The sequence below is a fragment of the Kocuria flava genome (assembly GCF_001482365.1).
Lineage (GTDB): Bacteria > Actinomycetota > Actinomycetes > Actinomycetales > Micrococcaceae > Kocuria > Kocuria flava.
In genome coordinates this window covers 3,377,707-3,394,306 of the sequence record NZ_CP013254.1, presented here as the reverse complement: position 1 = coordinate 3,394,306, position 16,600 = coordinate 3,377,707, and the positions used below count along the sequence as shown (strand labels likewise).

Genomic DNA, 16,600 nt, shown 5'->3' with positions numbered 1-16,600 from the left:
GTGGTGTGGAGAGGTACTGGTCCGGGGTCAGGGGCGGCGCCGTCGTGTCCGGTGCGCCGACCAGGCCAGGTAGGCGCCCAGGGAGCCGGTCGCGCCCAGGCCCGTGCTCAGCAGCGGTAGCTGCCAGGCTCGGCGCCGCGCCGGGTCCGTGGCGGCCACATCCCCGAGGCCGCGCACGAACGCGGCCGCCAGGATCGTCAGGCCCAGGCGTTGGGCGGCCGATTCGATGCGGTCGACGAGGGGGTCCAGTTCCGCGGTGCGCAGGTGCAGTTCGGGGCCCCCGGCCTCGAGCATGGCGTGGACGCGGCGCACCTGGTCGGGGAGCTCGGCGGCCAGATCCAGGAACCCGGTCCCTGTCTGGGAGAGGCGTCCGGCCACTGCGGAGGGGGAGTAGCGCTCCAGCAGCAACCCGTGGGCGTACGGCCGGAGGACTACACCCAGCTGGAACCGGGGGTCCAGCATCGTTCCCATGCCCTCGGCCATCAACAGCATCTTCAGCAACAAGGAGAACTCCCGCGGCAACTGCAGGTGATGGCGGCGCAGGACCGCGAGAACTACCTTGATGAGCTCCCCGACCTGGACCTCGCCCAACGCCCGGCCAGCGTAGAGGGCCACCACGGGGCCCAGATCCCTGGCCAGGGCGGGGAGGTCAACGCGGTGGCGGGAGGTGGCCAGCTCGGCCAGGGCGGCGGCGATCCGCCGGGGATTTTGGCGTACCAGGGCCAGCAGCAGGGCCCCGAGGCGGTCACGCAGCTGCTCGTCGATGGTCCCGACCATGCCGAAATCGATCAGGCCGATGCGCCCGTCGGGTTCCACGAAGAGGTTGCCCGGGTGCGGGTCGGCGTGGAAGAAGCCGTCCCGGAACACCATCTGGGCCACCGCACCGGTTGCGCGCGCCGCCAGGGCCGCACGGTCGATCCCGGCGGCATCCAGTCCCGTCAGGTCGTTGATCTTCAGCCCGTGCATCCGTTCCAGGGTCAGTACCCGGGAGGTGGTGGTCTCCCAGAAGACCCGCGGGACGTGGATGTCGTCGTTGTCGGCGAAGTTCGCCGCGAAGCGTTCGGTGTTGCGCCCCTCGGTGAGGTAGTCCAGTTCCGCGCGCAACGTGGCGGCGAACTCCTCGGCGATGCCCGTCAGGTCGTAGTCGGCGGCGGCCGCCCACTGGCGGCTGGCGCGTGCGGCCACGTTCTGCAGGATCTCCAGGTCTTCTCGGACCTGGGCGGTGACCCCGGGCCGGCGCACCTTGACCACGACCTCGGTGCCGTCGGCCAGCCGGGCAGCATGCGCTTGTCCCAGTGAGGCAGTGGCCAGAGGATCCTCATCGAAGGCGGCGAACACCTCCGACGGGGCGGCGCCGAGCTCGCCCGCGATCACCTCCGTGATGATCCGCCCGGGCACCGGCGGGGTCGAGTCTTGTAGCAGGGACAGTTGCTGCCGGTACGGTTCGGGCAGCAGATCAGGGCGGGTCGACAGCACCTGCCCGAGCTTGACGAACACCGGCCCCAGTTGTTCCAGGGCCAGGCGCAGGTGCTCGGGATTCGTGTACGGTTCCGCGCGCTGGTCGTGCCCCAGCAGACCGCGCTCGAAAGGCACCCACCGTTGCAGGCCCGCCGCCCCCACCAGGAAGCCCAGTCCGTGACGAGCCAAGATCTCGGTGATCTGCCGGTACCGCTCGACGCGATGGTCGGTCATGGCCTCAGCTCCTTACTAGGAGAGGTGGTGCGCCCGCTGGAACCGCCAGGCTGGGCCGGGGACGGAGCTGGGGTGAGTGGAACCTTCCAGAGCTGGCCGGGGCGCAGCGTCCTCTCCAGGCCTTCGGCGCACACCCGGATGGGTGCCGCCGAGCAGGGATGAAGGCGCATGGCCATGGTGTGCCGGCTGAGGCTGATGCTGATCGGCTGACCCCGGTACCTGAGCTGGAAGGAGGCCGCGGTCAGCCCCTCGGGCAGCACCGGGTGCAGCCACAGGGCATCCGCCCGGGTCTCCACGCCCCCGTAGCAGCGGATCACCATGTCGGCGGTCCCGGCCATGGCCCCGAGGTGAATGCCTTCGCGGGTGGTCCCGCCCTGCGTGTCGGCGAGGTCAGCTTGCAGGGCTTGTGCGAACAGGGCCCAGGACCGGGCCCGATCGGTGCGGGCCAGCACCCAGCCATGGGCCAGCCGGCTCAGGGTCGACCCGTGGCTGGTGCGGGCCAGGTAGTAGCGGATGGTGCGGGGAATGAGTTCTGGGGGCAGGTCGTAGCCCAGGCGCGCGAAGAGACCGCGCAGCTCCTCGGCGGAGAACAGGTAGAAGAGCATCAGCACGTCGGCCTGCTTGGAGAGCTTGTAGCGGTTGGTGGAGTCGCCCTCGGCCTGGAGGATGAGGTCCAGCCGGCCGATGTTGCCGTAGCGGGCACGGTAGGTCTGCCAGTCGAACTCTTCCAGGTCCTCGTAGCCCTCGAACTGGCTGATGATCCCGTCCGCGTGCCAGGGGATGCGCACGCGGCGGCTGATCCGGTCCCAGCGGTCGATCTCCTGGTGCTGCAGGTGCAGCTGGCGCCACAACGGGTCGCAGTCGTGGCCGGCCAGCAGCTCGACGATCTCCCCGGCGCGAGCCAGGACCCAGGCGGCCAGGACGTTGGTGTAGGTGTTGTTGCGCAGCCCTTGGCCCGGGGCGTCGGGGTAGCCGTCGTGGTATTCGTCCGGGCCCATCACCCCGGTGATGTCGAACCGATCATCGACGGGGTCGTGGACGGCCAGGCTGCTGAACAGCCGGGCCACCTCGATGATCAGCTCCGCGCCGTAGTCGGTGAGGAAGCCGATGTCGGCGGTGGCCTGGTAGTACTGCCACACGCTGTAGGCCACGGCCAGCCCGACGTGGCGCTGTCGATGGGAGTTGTCCGGCATCCACTGCCCGTTGCGGAGGTTGAGCAACGCCTCCGGGGTCTCTTCTCGGCCGTCGCTGCCGGACTGCCACGGGAACAGCGCCCCCTCCAGCCCTGCTTGACGGGCCGCGGTCCGGGCCGCCCCGAGGCGTCGGTGGCGGTAGAGCAGGAAGGCCCGGGTCAGTTCGGGTCGGCGCAGGGTGAGCATGGGGTAGACGAAGAGCTCATCCCAGAAGATGTGGCCGCGGTATCCCTCGCCGTGCAGGCCACGGGCGGGCAGACCCGCATCCAGGTCCGGGCCCGCTGCTGCGACCGTTTGCAGCACGTGAAAGATGTGCAGGTTCAGCGCCAGCTCCTGGGTGGCCCCGGCGTCCAGGTCGACGCCGAAGCGATCCCACAGCTGCGCCCAGGCCCTCTCCTGCGCCACCAACAGGGAGGAGAACGCGGGGACCTCCCTGATGCGCTGTGCGGCGTCCAGGGCGGGGGTGGAGATGGCGCGGTCCCGGGAGGTGGCCACGACCGCGGTCTTCTCGAACGTCACCGGGTGCCCGGGGCGCACCACCACGGTGATCTCGTGGCCGAGGCCGTGGTCGGTCACCAGCCGCCGGCCGGCCTGCACGTGCCGGGGACCAACCCGGGTGCGGGCGGCCGTGGCCACCCGGATCCCGGACTGGGTGGTGACCGCCTCGTGCAGCACCGTTTCCGCGTCCAGCTCCCTGGACTCGACCGAAGCCCAGTGCTCGCTGGCCAGCCCACGATCGGCGATCACGTTGCGGTTGGCCACCGCGCCGTTGACGGCGGATTCGACGAGCAACTCCCCGGACCAGTCCTCGGCCTCCACGGTGACCTCCACAGCGGCCACCTGCGGGTCGGCCAGGAGGTGCAGCTGCCGCGAGGTGACCCGGGTCGTGCGCCCAGCGGCGTCACGGTACCGGTTGGTGCGGGTCAGCACCCCGTGGCGCAGATCCAGGACCTGCTGGTGACGGAGCATCTCCGGGCCACCGGGGTGCAAGGGGGCACCGTCCGCCGGGCGCACCCTCAGGTACGTCCAGTCGGGGGCGTTGACCAGGTGTTCCACCTCGGTGCTGCGTCCTGCCAGATCGGTGGTGAGGCGGTTGTAGACGCCGGCGAGGTAGGTGCCGGGGTAGTGGACCCCATCAATGGTGCTGCCCGGCACCGCCCCGCGGGTGGCCCAATATCCGTTACCCAGCGTGCACAGGGCCTCCCGGGTGCCTTCCTCGGCGGGGTCGAACCGGTCGTAGACCAGTCGCCACCCGTCGGTCGCGGCGGTGACCGCCCCGCCGCACCAGGAACCAGGCCGTGTCGCCTCGAGATCCTCCTCGGGAGGGGAGGCCAGTGGCACCTCCCTGAGGTCTCTGACCACGGGGTGGGCGCCGGCGGACACCAGCTCGGCCCCCACCCCGGCGCGATCCACCCCCACCACCTGGCCGAACCCCCCGGCGACGGCTGCCGTGACCCCGACGGTGGAGTCCTCGATCACCACGGCCTCGGCCGGTGCCACCTCCAGACGGCGGGCCGCCTCCAGGAAGACGCCCGGATCCGGTTTGCCCGGCAACCCCAGCTGCTGCGCATCGGTTCCATCGACGCGCACCGTGAACAGGTGTCCCACCCCGGCCGCCTCCAGCACCGCGGCACTGTTGGTGCTGGAGGTCACCAGAGCCGTGGCCACGCCCCGGGACACCAGGGCGCGCAGGACCAGCAGGGCATCCGGGAACACCGACACCCCGTGACGGGCCAGCTCCGCGTCGAAGAGCTCCTGTTTGCGGGCGGACAACCCGTGGACGGTGCGCAGCTGCGCACCGTCACCGGGCCCGCCCTCGGGCACGCTGATCCCGCGGGCGGCCAAGAACGTGCGCACCCCGTCCTGGCGGGGCCGCCCGTCGACGAAGGCCCGGTAGTCCCCGTCCACGTCGAAGGGCGCCTGCCCCGTGGGGGAGAGGACGGGAAGGACCTCGTCGAAGAGGGCCTTCCAGGCGCGGGCGTGCACCCCGGCGGTGTCCGTGATGACCCCGTCCATGTCGAAGATGACCGCGCGGTATCCCTCGTCCGTGCGCGCCGGGGCCGGGGGAAGGTGCTCCAGATGCATCAGTTGTCCCTCTCCGCGGACAAGGCGCTGGAGCTGGCCGGGGCGTAGGGCCAGCGCCAGTTGCTGATCCTGGGGTCGTCCTCTCCGTGGGCCCGGGTGTAGGCGCGGGCCCGCAGCCGTTCCTCGACCATGCGTTGCCGCAGCGGGGCGGCGGCTTCGGCCAGGCCCGGGACGCGGTCGATGACGTCGATGACCAGGTGGAACCGGTCCAGGTCGTTGAGCATGACCACGTCGAAGGGGGTGGTCGTCGTTCCTTCCTCCTGGAAGCCGCGCACGTGGAAGTTGCCGTGGTTGCTCCGGCGGTAGGTCAGCCGGTGGATCAGCGACGGGTAGCCGTGATAGGCGAAGACCACCGGGCGGCTGGTGGTGAAGATCGCGTCGAACTCCGCCTCGGGCAGCCCGTGCGGGTGCTGGCTGGCCGGTTGCAGGCGCATCAGATCCACCACGTTGACCACGCGCACGCTCAGCTGCGGCAGGTGCTGGCGCAGCAGGTCCACGGCTGCGAGAGTCTCCAAGGTCGGGATGTCCCCGGCGCAGGCCATCACCACATCGGGCAGCACCGGGGCGCTGCCCGGCTGGTTGCCTGCGGATGGGGCGGTGCCGGGAGAGGTTGACGCTTCGTTGCCGGCCCACTCCCAGATGCCCACACCACGTCGGCAGTGCAATGCGGCCTCGTCCACGGACAGATAGGACAGGGCCGGTTGCTTGCCGGCGACGATGAGGTTGATGTAGTCGCGGCTGCGCAGGCAGTGGTCGGCCACCGACAGCAGCGTGTTGGCGTCCGGGGGCAGGTAAACGCGCACGATCTCGGCTTTCTTGTTGACCAGGTGGTCGATGAAGCCGGGGTCCTGGTGGGAGAAGCCGTTGTGGTCCTGGCGCCACACGTGCGAGGTCAGCAGGTAGTTCAGCGAGGCGATCGGCCGGCGCCACGGGATCTCCCCGGCGACCTTCAACCACTTGGCGTGCTGATTCACCATGGAGTCCACGATGTGGATGAACGCCTCGTAGCAGGAGAACAATCCGTGCCGACCGGTGAGCAGATATCCCTCCAGCCAGCCCTGGCACAGGTGCTCGGAGAGCACCTCCATGACCCTCCCGGAGCGCCCCAGCCCCTCGTCGGTGGGCAGCATCTGCGCCTCCCAGACCCGGTCGGTGGCCTCGAAGACCGCGCTGAGCCGGTTGCTGGCCGTCTCGTCGGGTCCCATCAGGCGGAAGGTGCGCGGGTTGTTCCGGATCACGTCCCGCAACCAGGTGCCCAGCACCCGGGTGGCTTCGTGCACCGTCGTACCCGGGGACAGGACGTCGACGGCGTAGTCCCGGACATCGGGCAGGCGCAGGGGCTCCAGCACGGTGCCGCCGTTGGTGACCGGGTTCGCGCTCATCCGGCGGGCCCCCGCCGGGGCCAGCTGGGCCAGTTCCGGGACCAGCGCCCCGTCGGCGTCGAAAAGTTCCTCAGGCCGGTAGGAACGCAACCACTCCTCCAGCTGGCGCAGGTGCTGCGGGTTCTCCCGCAGGCCGGCCAGGGGCACCTGGTGGGAACGCCAAGTGTTCTCGGTGGGCAACCCGTCCACCTCTGCCGGGCCGGTCCAGCCCTTGGGGGTGCGCAGCACGATCAGCGGCCACCGCGGGCGGTCCGTGGCGGTGCCCCCCCGGGCCTGGTCCTGGATGTCACTGATGTTCTCGAGGACCTCGTCGAGCACGGCCGCGAACTGCTGGTGCACCTGGGCCGGATCGCTCCCACTGACCAGGTACGGTTCGTGCCCGTATCCGCGCAGCAGGCTCATCAGCTCCTCCTCGGGGATGCGGGCCAGCACGGTCGGGTTGGCGATCTTGTAGCCGTTCAGGTGCAGGATCGGCAGGACGGCTCCGTCGTGGACGGGGTCGAGGAACTTGTTGGAGTGCCAGCTGGCCGCCAGCGGCCCGGTCTCGGCTTCCCCGTCGCCGATGACGCAGGCCACCAGCAGATCCGGGTTGTCGAAGGCCGCCCCGTAGGCGTGCATCAGCGAGTAGCCCAGCTCCCCGCCCTCGTGGATGGACCCGGGGGTCTCCGGGGCCACGTGGCTGGGGATCCCCCCGGGGAAGGAGAACTGCCGGAACAGGCGCCGCAGCCCGTCGGCGTCCCGGCCGATGTCCGGGTAGACCTCGCTGTAGGTCCCGTCCAGGTACGCGCAGGCCACCAGCCCCGGGCCCCCGTGGCCGGGTCCGGTCACGTACATCGCGTTCAGGGCCCGGGCCTTGATCACCCGGTTCAGGTGCGCGTAGATCAGATTCAGCCCCGGGGTGGTCCCCCAGTGGCCCAGCAGCCGGGGTTTGATGTGCTCCAGGGCCAGCGGCTCCTTGAGCAGCGGGTTGTCCAGAAGGTAGATCTGCCCCACCGACAGGTAGTTCGCCGCCCGCCACCACGCGTCCAGCCGGTCCAGTTCCTCCTCGCTCAGCGGTGCCCGTGCCACCGGGGGAGGGAGCGTTGTCTTAGGAGTCGTCATCAGGTTCTTCCTCTTCCTCTCGCACGAACAGTGCATGGTCATCGCCAGGCGCCGGAGCTGTCCTACCGGCTTCCCGCGGGGGCCAGGTCCGGTTGGACCCGGGCTGCCGACGTCGACTCCGGCGGTTCCGGCAGCCGCAGCCGCTTCAACAGCAAGGCATTCACCGCCACGATGACGCTGGAGCCCGACATCGAGATCGCCGCGATTTCCGGACTGAGCATGATGCCGTAGGCCGGGTAGAAGACCCCGGCGGCGATCGGCAGGGCGACCACGTTGTAGCCGATGGCCCAGGTGAGGTTCTGGCGCATTTTGCGCACGGTGCCAGCGCCGATCCGCAGGGCGATCGGCACGTCCAACGGATCGGAGCGCATCAGCACCACGTCGGCGGTCTCGATGGCCACATCGGTGCCGGCGCCGATGGCGATGCCCAGGTCGGCCTTGGCCAGGGCCGGGGCGTCGTTGACGCCGTCCCCGACCATGGCGACCCGTTTGCCCGCCGCCTGCAGTTCCGCCACTTTGGCGGATTTGTCCTCGGGTAGGACTTCGGCGATAACGGTGTCGATGCCCAGCTGGGCGGCGATCCGCTTCGCGGTCGCCTCGTTGTCACCGGTCAGCATGACGACTTCGACCCCTGCCTCGTGCATCGCGGCCACCGCGGGAGCGGCGGTCTCCCGGGCGGCATCAGCCAGGGCGATCACCCCAGCGGCCGCCCCGTCCACGGCCACCAGCACCGCGGTGCGCCCGGTCGAGGCCAGGGCCTCGCGCTGTTCGGCCACCGGGGTGATGTCGACGCTCTCGGCCACCATCAGCTTGCGGTTGCCCACGAAAACCTGCCGCCCGTTCACGGTGGCCCCGGCGCCGTGGCCCGGGACGTTGCGGAAATTGCTGGCAGTCAGGGCCGGGACGCCGCGGTCCTCGGCGTAGTTCACGACCGCGGCGGCCAACGGGTGCTCAGATTCGCGTTCGACGGCCGCCACCAGGCCCAGGAGTTCGTCCTCGCCGATCCCGTGGGTAATGAAGTCCGTGACCTCCGGCTCGCCCTTGGTCAGGGTCCCGGTCTTGTCGATCACGACCGTGTCGATCCGTGCGGCCGTTTCCAAGGCGGTGGCGTTCTTGAACAGCACGCCTCGTTTGGCGCCCAACCCCGTTCCCACCATGATCGCGGTGGGGGTGGCCAGCCCCAGGGCATCGGGGCAGGTGATGACCACCACGGTGATGGCGAACAGGATCGCCTGGGCAATGCTGGCCCCGGCCAACCACCAGACGAGGAAGGTGCCGGATCCGCCGATCAGCGCCACGAACACCAGCCAAAACGCGGCCCGGTCCGCCAGACGTTGCCCGGGTGCCTTGGAGTTCTGGGCTTCCTGGACCAGCGCCACGATCTGCGCCAGGGCGGTGTCCGCCCCGACCTTCGTCGCCCGCACCCGTAAGGTCCCGGTGGTGTTCACCGAGGCCCCGATGACCTCCGAGCCAGCGGACTTGGCCACCGGCAGGCTTTCGCCGGTGACCATGGACTCGTCGATCTCCGACTCGCCGTCCTCGACCACACCGTCGGTGGGGACCTTCGAACCGGGGCGTACCAGCATCAGATCCCCGGGCATGACCTCGGCGGTGGGGATTTCCACGGTATCCCCGTCGCGGATCACCAGCGCCTTGGACGGTGCCAGCTCCAGCAGGGTGCGGACCGCGTCGTTGGCCCCGCCCCGGGCCCGCATCTCCACCCAGTGCCCCAACAGCACGAAGGTGGCCAGCACGGTGGCGGCCTCGTAGAACACCTCCCCGCCACCGGTCAACGTCACGATCAGGCTGTAGACCCAGCCGGCGCCGACCCCCACGGCCACCAAGACCATCATGTCCAGGGTGCGGGCCTTCAGCGCCCGGTAGGCGCCGTCGAAGAAGATCCAGGCCGAGTAGAAGATCACCGGCAGGGAGAGGATCAGCGCGAAGACGTCATCGCGTAATCCGAACGGGGCCGGGACCGTGAACCCCAAGACCTCCCGCCCGATCGGGGACCACAAGGTGATCGGCACCGACAGGATCGCCGCCACCAGGAACCGATTGCGCATGTCGCGGATCATCGCCTCCATCGACATGCCCCCGCCGCCATGACCCATGACCTCCTGGGCGTCACGAACACCGTGCTGCCCGTGCCCGGCGGGAGCGTCCTGACCAGGACGCGCCGGGGTGTCACCATGTGTGCCCTCGGCATGAGCGGGGGCCGGTGAGGCCTTCACTACCCTGGTGCCATGGTCGGCAGGATCCAGCCCCGACCCGGACCGGTCGCCGGTGCCCCGGTGACCGGTCCGCCCAGCGGCGGTTCCGTCCTCCTGGAGCGGGTCGCACACGTGGTCGGGCACCGACTGGCCGGCGCAGTGATAGCCGCACTCGCGCACCCACCCGGTCAGATCCTTGATCGAGGTCCGACCAGGATCGTAGGTGACATTGGCGGTCTGGGAGACAGGATTGGCCTCCACCCGCAGCACCCCCGGTCGGCGCGACAGCGCGGCTTCAGCGACGGCCTTCGACGAGGCCCAGCGCACCCCCTTCACCTCCATGACGGCCGTGGTCTCGTGCTCGCTCATCCTGTGCTTTCCTCTCGAAGTCCGAATCGTTGCGGGGTGTTCTATATCTCGTTGTCTGTGGGCGTCCTCCCCAGGTGGTCTACGCCGGAGCAGTCAAGCTGAGCTTTGGGTCGATCGCCCGGGCCGGGCCGCTCCGGAAGGCTCTGGCCGGCGCTTTTGCGGACGCGGCCATCTCTGCAGGGCGTCGGGGTCCAGTTCCGCGACCAGTGGCCGCCTCCTGCGTGGTGCCACGGGCGCATACCGGCCTGGAGCCTCGTCTTCGACCCTCATCAGTGGTCCTTCCTCAGCGACGGACCAGCCGGGCGATGGCCTCCACTGCTTCTTGGAGCTTGGCTTCCTGCTCGGGGCCACCGGTGCCGGCGGCCTGGACGAGACAGCGGCTCACGTGGCCCTTCAGCAAGGCCAGCGCCACCTCGTGCAGCGCCCCGGACACCGCAGCGACCTGGGTGAGAACATCAATGCAGTACCGGTCTTGCTCGACCATCCGGGTGATGCCGCGGACTTGTCCCTCGATGCGGTTCAGGCGCCGCACCACAGCTGCCGTGTCGGTGGTGATTTCCATAGCGATTCCTGGTGGGTGATGAACCCAGGCTGCGTCCGCGGCCCAGGAGGGCGGGCGCAACCTGCTTCACGTGGAGCTGATGTATTTGGCCGGGTCGTCCCGGAAGGACTCGGCGCAGCGGGTCGAGCAGAAGTAGTAGGTGCGGCCCTCGTGCTCGGCGCTGGTGGCCGCGGTGGCCGGGTCGATGCTCATCCCGCAGACCGGATCGACGACCGTCGTGGCGTTCTCGGACACGGCTTCCTCCTGAGGGGGTGTTCCGGGGTCTGCGGCGTCCTCGCGTCCGACCTCCACCACCGGGTCGGTGGCAGTGGGGGCGTGGGCGAGATCGGGGACGGGGCGGGGGGTGAAGGCGCGCAGCCGGTTGGCGTTGGCCACCACCGACAGGGAGGACAGGGCCATCGCGGCGGCGGCGATCATCGGGCTCAGCGTCCAGCCCAGGGACGGGTACAGCACACCGGCGGCGATGGGGATGCCAATGCCGTTGTAGACGAACGCGAAGACGAGGTTCTGGCGGATGTTGCGCATGGTGGCCCGGGACAGGTCCACGGCGGTGACCACCCCGGACAGCGCCCCGGAGATCAAGGTGATGTCAGAGGCCTCGATGGCCACGTCGGTGCCGGTGCCGATGGCCGAGCCCACGTCGGCCTGGGCCAGGGCGGGGGCGTCGTTGATGCCGTCCCCGACCATCCCCACCACGCGCCCCTCCTCCTGCAGGCGCTTGACCTCGCTGGCCTTGTGCTCGGGCAGCACCTCGGCCACCACCCGGTCGATGCCGACCTGGCGGGCGATGGCCGCGGCGGTGGCCCGGTTGTCCCCGGTCATCATCACCACCTCGATGCCGCGGTCGCGCAGGGCGGCGACGGCCCCCACGGACCCCTCCTTGAGGGTGTCGGCCACCCCGATCACCCCGGCCGGGCGCCCGTCGACGGCGGCCAGCATCGGGCTCTTCCCGTCCGCGGCCAGCTCCTGGGCGGGGGCGGTGAGCCCCTCGGCGTCGATGCCCGCCCCGGTGAGCAGGCGCCGGTTGCCCACCAGCACCTCCCGTCCGCCCACCAGGGCGCGGACCCCTTGGCCGGTGACGGAGTCGAAGGCGGTGGCCTCGGGCGCGGCCACCCCGCGCTCCTGCGCCCCGGCGACGATGGCGGTGGCCAGCGGGTGCTCCGAGGAGCGTTCCACCGCCGCCACCAGAGCCAGCACCTCGGCGTCGGTGAAGCCCGGGGCGGGCAGCACGTCGGTCAGGGCGGGAGCCCCCTTGGTGATCGTGCCGGTCTTGTCCAGCACGATGGTGTCCAGCTTGTGGGCCGTCTCCAGGGCCTCGGCCGAGCGGATGAGGATCCCGGCGGTGGCCCCCTTGCCGGTGCCCACGGTGATCGACAGCGGAGTGGCCAGCCCCAGCGCGCACGGGCAGGCGATGATCAGCACCGACACCGCGGCCACCAGGGCGAAGACCACCGCAGGCGGCGGACCGACCAGCGCCCAGACCACGAAGGTCCACAGGGCGATGAGGATCACCGCGGGCACGAAGTAGCTGGAGACCTGATCGGCCAGCCGCTGGATCGGCGCCCTGGAGCCCTGGGCCTGCCGGACCAGGGAGATGATCTGAGCCAGCATGGTGTCCGAGCCGACTTTGGTGGCGGTGTAGCGGAAGGACCCGGTCTGGTTGATGGTCGCGCCGATCACGGTGTCCCCGGCGGTCTTGGTCACCGGGATGGGCTCACCGGTGACCATCGACTCGTCCACCGCCGAGGTGCCCTCCAGCACCTGCCCGTCCACGGCCAGCTTCTCCCCGGGGCGCACCACGACGACGTCGCCGACCACGACCTCTCCCAGGGGGATCTCCCGCTCCTGCCCGTCGCGCACCACCCGGGCGGTGTGCGGCTGGAGCCCGATCAGGGTGCGGATGGCCTCCCCGGTCCCGGCCTTGGCCTTGGTCTCCAGCAGGCGCCCGAGCAGGATCAAGGTGATGATCACCCCGACCGCCTCGTAGTAGACGTACCGGGCCTCGGCCGGCACGAGGCCGGGGGCGATGGTGACGACCAGGCTGTAGCCGTAGGCAGCGATCGTGCCCAGGGTGATCAGAGAGTTCATGTCCGCGGTGCGGTGGGACAGCGCCAACCACCCGGTCTTGTGGATGGGCCAACCGGTGTAGAGCATCACCGGGGTGATCAGCGCCAGCTGCAGCCACGGATTCATCAGCACCGGCGGCACCCAGGCCATGCCGAACAGCTCCATGGCCATCACCGCCACCACCACCGGCAGGCTCAGCACGGCCCCGACGATCACCCGGCGGCGCAGATCGGCGATCTCCGCCGCCCGCTCCTTCGCCTCGGTGTCCTCCGGCTCCTCCACCGGGCCGTGTCCGCGCGGAGGCTCCTGCCCCGGCAGTGGGGCCGTGGAGGTTCGGGTATCCTCCTGGACCACGACATGGTCGTGGGAGTGCTCACCAGCCCCGCCAGCAGAGCCTTCGACGTCGGCTGAGCCCTCGACGGCCTCGAGGGTGCCGTGCAACATGTTCATCCCGCAGCTGACCTCATGGCGCCCGGCCGGTAGCCCGGGGATCTCGACCACGGTGCTGCCGAAGGCCGGGACCGCGGTGTCCACCCCGGCAGCGGGCACCACGAACCGTTCCGAGCACGCGCCGTCCTCCTGTCGCAGCAGCTCCAGCCGCAGCGGCACCTCGGCCGCCACGCGCAGCAGCTGGGGGTGGTAGCCCCCGCGGATGCTCAGCTGCGCGGTCTGCGCACCGTGGTCCATCCGGGCGTGGGTCACCTCCGCCACGGCGGCGCGCGCCGACCCCGTGGCAGCGGCGTCGCCGGGGTTGGCCGTGCCCGCGGCGTGAGCCGGCGCCGACGAGATCGGGGCCGGCGAGGCGCTGTCGTGCTCGTCGACGACGCGTAGGCGGCCGTGCAGCATGTTCATCCCGCACGCGAAGCCGTACTCGCCCGGCTCGGTGGGAGTGAACTCCACGGCCGTGCGTGCATAGGCGGGCAACGGCTGGTTGATCTGGAAATCCGGGATGACCACCCGGGAGGAGCAGTCCCCGGTCTCCTGCCGGTTGAACACCAGCCGGACCGGCACCCCGGGGGCCACCTGGATCAGGTCGGGGCTGTACCCGCCCTTGACGGTCACCGTGACCGTCTGCACCCCGGCCTCCAGCTCGGCCCGGCGAGTCTTCTTCGGGCCGAAGAAGAACCACAGCAGCGCGACACTCACGACTACCGCCGCTGCCACCAACACCCAATCCTGGACAGTCATCACTCCGCCTCCTCCATACCCCCGACGGGTATGAGGCCAGTCTAGGTTGGACGAACACGAGTGCCAGCAGGGTAACGGTGAAGTTTTCATGAAGCTGGACGGCGGGCAGGTCGTCGTGGAAGGCCGCGCATTCTGTGCTGGTCACCGGGCTCGGAGAGGGAAGCTCGTGAAGATTCGGCGAAGATCCGCGGCGAAATGGGCCCGTGGCGGTGAATCAGGGCTGGGAACCGACCACCATGGAACTGCGCTGAATCCCGCAGCCGGCACCCTCTCGTGGAACGGAGCTGGTCGTAGCGGGTCTTCCTCTACGGTTCACACCGAAAGGTCTGACGATGATCTCGATGAAACGACGGCTCGCCGTCACCAGCCTCGCAGTCTTGACGACGGCCGGTTTGGCAGCCTGCTCCAGTGACACGCCTCAGGGCGTCACGGCGACGGCGCCCTCATCGTCTGCCCGCCAGGGCATCGCCGGGACGGTGTGGGTGGCCAACGAGGAGGGCAACAGCCTCACTGTCCTGGATGCGGCCACGAACGAGGTGGTCACGACGTTGACCGGGGTGGAGTCCCCGCACAACGTGCAGGCCGGGGCCGACGGTGCGGTCGGATACGCCGTCAGCGGCCACGACAACACGACCATCGCCATCGACGCGGAAAACTACCAGGTGTCCGCCGCCGCCCCCAGTGGACCGGCTCCCGCGCACGTGATCGACACCGCCGACGGCACCAAGGTGTACACCACCAACGCCGGTGACGGCACCGTCTCGGTCTACAGTGCACCCGGTCTGGAGCCGACCGGGACCGTCGACCTCGGGGGGATGCCCCACGGTCTGCGCCCAGCAGCCGACGGATCGATCATCGCGGTCGCCAACACCGAGTCCGGTGCGGTGGATCTGATCGATCCGGCCACCGACACCAAGACCGCCTCGGTGCCCGTCGGATGTCCCCCTGTCCAGGTCGCCGTCGACGCCGACGGGACCTACGCCTACGCCAGCATCACCGAGCCGGCCTCGGTGGTGAAGATCGACCTCGCCGCACAAGAAGTGGTGGGCACTGTCGCGGTCTCGGCCCCGCCCGTCCAGGTGTATCTGGCACCCGACGGTCGCACCCTGCTCTCGGCCGACCAGGGCACCGAGGCCGAGCCCGGGAACACCCTGTCCGTGATCGACCCGACCGACATGACCGTCCGCGGCACGGTGCGCACCGGCTCCGGGCCCCATGGCGTCGTCATCGACACCACGGGGGCCAAGGCCTGGGTCACGAACATCTACGACGACACCGTCTCCGTCGTCGACCTCGACGCCCTCGAGGTGTTGGAGACTGTGCCGGTGGGAGACATGCCCAACGGCGTCAGCTTCTCCTCCCGCCCACCGGCCGAAGCGAACGCACCCTCCATAGCGCTCGACATCCCGGAGCCCTCAGGAGCAGCCACCCAGAAGATGGATCAAATGGAAGAACACGCGCACTGAACCCCGGTGAACGTCCCCTTGGCTGCTCTGGGACCAGTAAGGGCGCCCACCGATCCTTGGTACTCGACCCGACTCGCCAACCGCCCGGCCGTCATTCGCGGGCTGCTCCGCCCAAATTCTGTTCGGTCGGACGCGACATCTCCGCAGACCTGAGCCACCGGGGCGGGTCGATCGAGAGCGCACCAGACCCGCCGTGGTGGATCAGGTCCGTGTCCACCAAGCTATCCATCCCGCCACAAGGCTCGCCTGAGCCCCGAGCAGGCCCGAGAGGTTGGGACCATGCCGCCGATGTCTTACCTGGAAGCGTCGTTCTGTCGCAGCGCACCGTGGAATCTCCTGGCGCGTCGAATCGTCTCCTGGGCGACGCAGGGATTCGCGCTCACGGGAGACGTACTCGAGATCGGCGGTGGCAGCGGGGCAATAGCCGAAGAAATCGTGCGGACCAACCATCAGGTCCGGATGACCACCACCGACCCCGATCCCGCGATGGTCAGCGCCGCCCGTCAACGACTTGCCGGGTTTTCGCGGGCTGAGGCGCGCCAGGCCGATGCCAGGCATCTGTCCTTCGAGGACGCCTCCTTCGACGCGGTTGTGAGCTTCCTGATGCTTCATCACGTGATCGCCTGGGAACATGCGGTGGGCGAGGTGGCGCGCGTCTTGCGACCGGGCGGGTCCTTCGTGGGATACGACCTGATGGCCTCCCGCACAACATGGTGGTTGCACCGGATCGACCGTTCTCCACACCGACTCATTGAACCAGAGGCCCTCGAACCGGTCCTACGACAAGTCGGTCTCGAGACGCTCAGCCTGAAGTACTCCTTCGGCGGTCGAGTACTTCGCTTCATCGCCCGCAAGTCCTGTGAGACGAGCTCCTGACCATTGATACGTAGGGCACTGAGGCGTGAGGACCACCCCGACCGCGGCTGCCACCGAGGCCGCCCTGAAGGCACTGGAGGAGAAGTGGGGTTTTCGGTACCCGGCGATCATCCCCCCCCGGGGGGGCGCAGTACGTGGGCGGAGTTCGTGCCTATTCGACCGGAACCGACACCGGCGCTGAACGCCTTCACCATCACCGTCGCCGAGCTACTTACCCGCGGCGAAGAACCACTGAGAATGGAAACTGCCTCTTACACAGTTGGAGCGACAATTCCCCCGACCATCACCTCGATTCCCTCGGTGAGGTATCGGTAGGCGGTGGGTGGGGAGATGTCGGTTCCGGTCGAATAGGTAGCTGAAGTTCCGGTCGAAAAGTGAGCAGCTCGTCCAACGATTGGAGAGTGAT

General features: G+C 69.6%; 8 protein-coding genes. 2 read left to right on the top strand and 6 right to left on the bottom strand.

Translation table 11 applies throughout. The features are described from left to right. Window positions 1-27 precede the first annotated feature (27 nt). The 6 genes from AS188_RS15120 to AS188_RS15095 all read right to left on the bottom strand — a co-directional run bounded on the left by AS188_RS15120 (window position 28) and on the right by AS188_RS15095 (window position 13,852). Window positions 28-1,692, bottom strand: coding sequence for an ABC1 kinase family protein (locus AS188_RS15120; protein ID WP_058859533.1), 1,665 nt, complete (start codon window positions 1,690-1,692; stop codon window positions 28-30). Continuing rightward, window positions 1,689-4,970, bottom strand: coding sequence for a beta-phosphoglucomutase family hydrolase (locus tag AS188_RS15115; protein WP_058859532.1), 3,282 nt, complete (start codon window positions 4,968-4,970; stop codon window positions 1,689-1,691). Before AS188_RS15115 ends, AS188_RS15120 begins: the two co-directional genes overlap by 4 nt. Continuing rightward, complete coding sequence (locus AS188_RS15110; RefSeq protein ID WP_058859531.1) at window positions 4,970-7,453, bottom strand: phosphoketolase family protein; 2,484 nt, start codon at window positions 7,451-7,453, stop codon at window positions 4,970-4,972. Before AS188_RS15110 ends, AS188_RS15115 begins: the two co-directional genes overlap by 1 nt. 62 nt (window positions 7,454-7,515) lie before the next feature. Further along, on the bottom strand, window positions 7,516-10,035 hold the full coding sequence (locus AS188_RS15105) for a heavy metal translocating P-type ATPase (RefSeq protein WP_058859530.1): 2,520 nt from the start codon (window positions 10,033-10,035) through the stop codon (window positions 7,516-7,518). A 283-nt stretch (window positions 10,036-10,318) separates the two neighbouring features. Further along, the gene (locus tag AS188_RS15100) at window positions 10,319-10,597 is read right to left on the bottom strand and encodes a metal-sensitive transcriptional regulator (RefSeq protein ID WP_058859529.1); all 279 of its coding nucleotides are present in this window, start codon (window positions 10,595-10,597) and stop codon (window positions 10,319-10,321) included. A 66-nt stretch (window positions 10,598-10,663) separates the two neighbouring features. Then, window positions 10,664-13,852, bottom strand: coding sequence for a heavy metal translocating P-type ATPase (locus AS188_RS15095; protein ID WP_236945006.1), 3,189 nt, complete (start codon window positions 13,850-13,852; stop codon window positions 10,664-10,666). A 332-nt stretch (window positions 13,853-14,184) separates the two neighbouring features. Here AS188_RS15095 and AS188_RS15090 point away from each other — a divergent pair, with 332 nt between their 5' ends. Beyond that, window positions 14,185-15,318, top strand: a complete 1,134-nt coding sequence (locus tag AS188_RS15090; protein WP_147050500.1) for a YVTN family beta-propeller repeat protein — start codon at window positions 14,185-14,187, stop codon at window positions 15,316-15,318. Window positions 15,319-15,606: 288 nt separating this feature from the next. Next, window positions 15,607-16,194 (top strand): class I SAM-dependent methyltransferase, encoded by a 588-nt coding sequence (locus AS188_RS15085; RefSeq protein WP_236945005.1) that lies wholly within the window; start codon window positions 15,607-15,609, stop codon window positions 16,192-16,194. The last annotated feature ends 406 nt before the right edge of the window (window positions 16,195-16,600 follow it).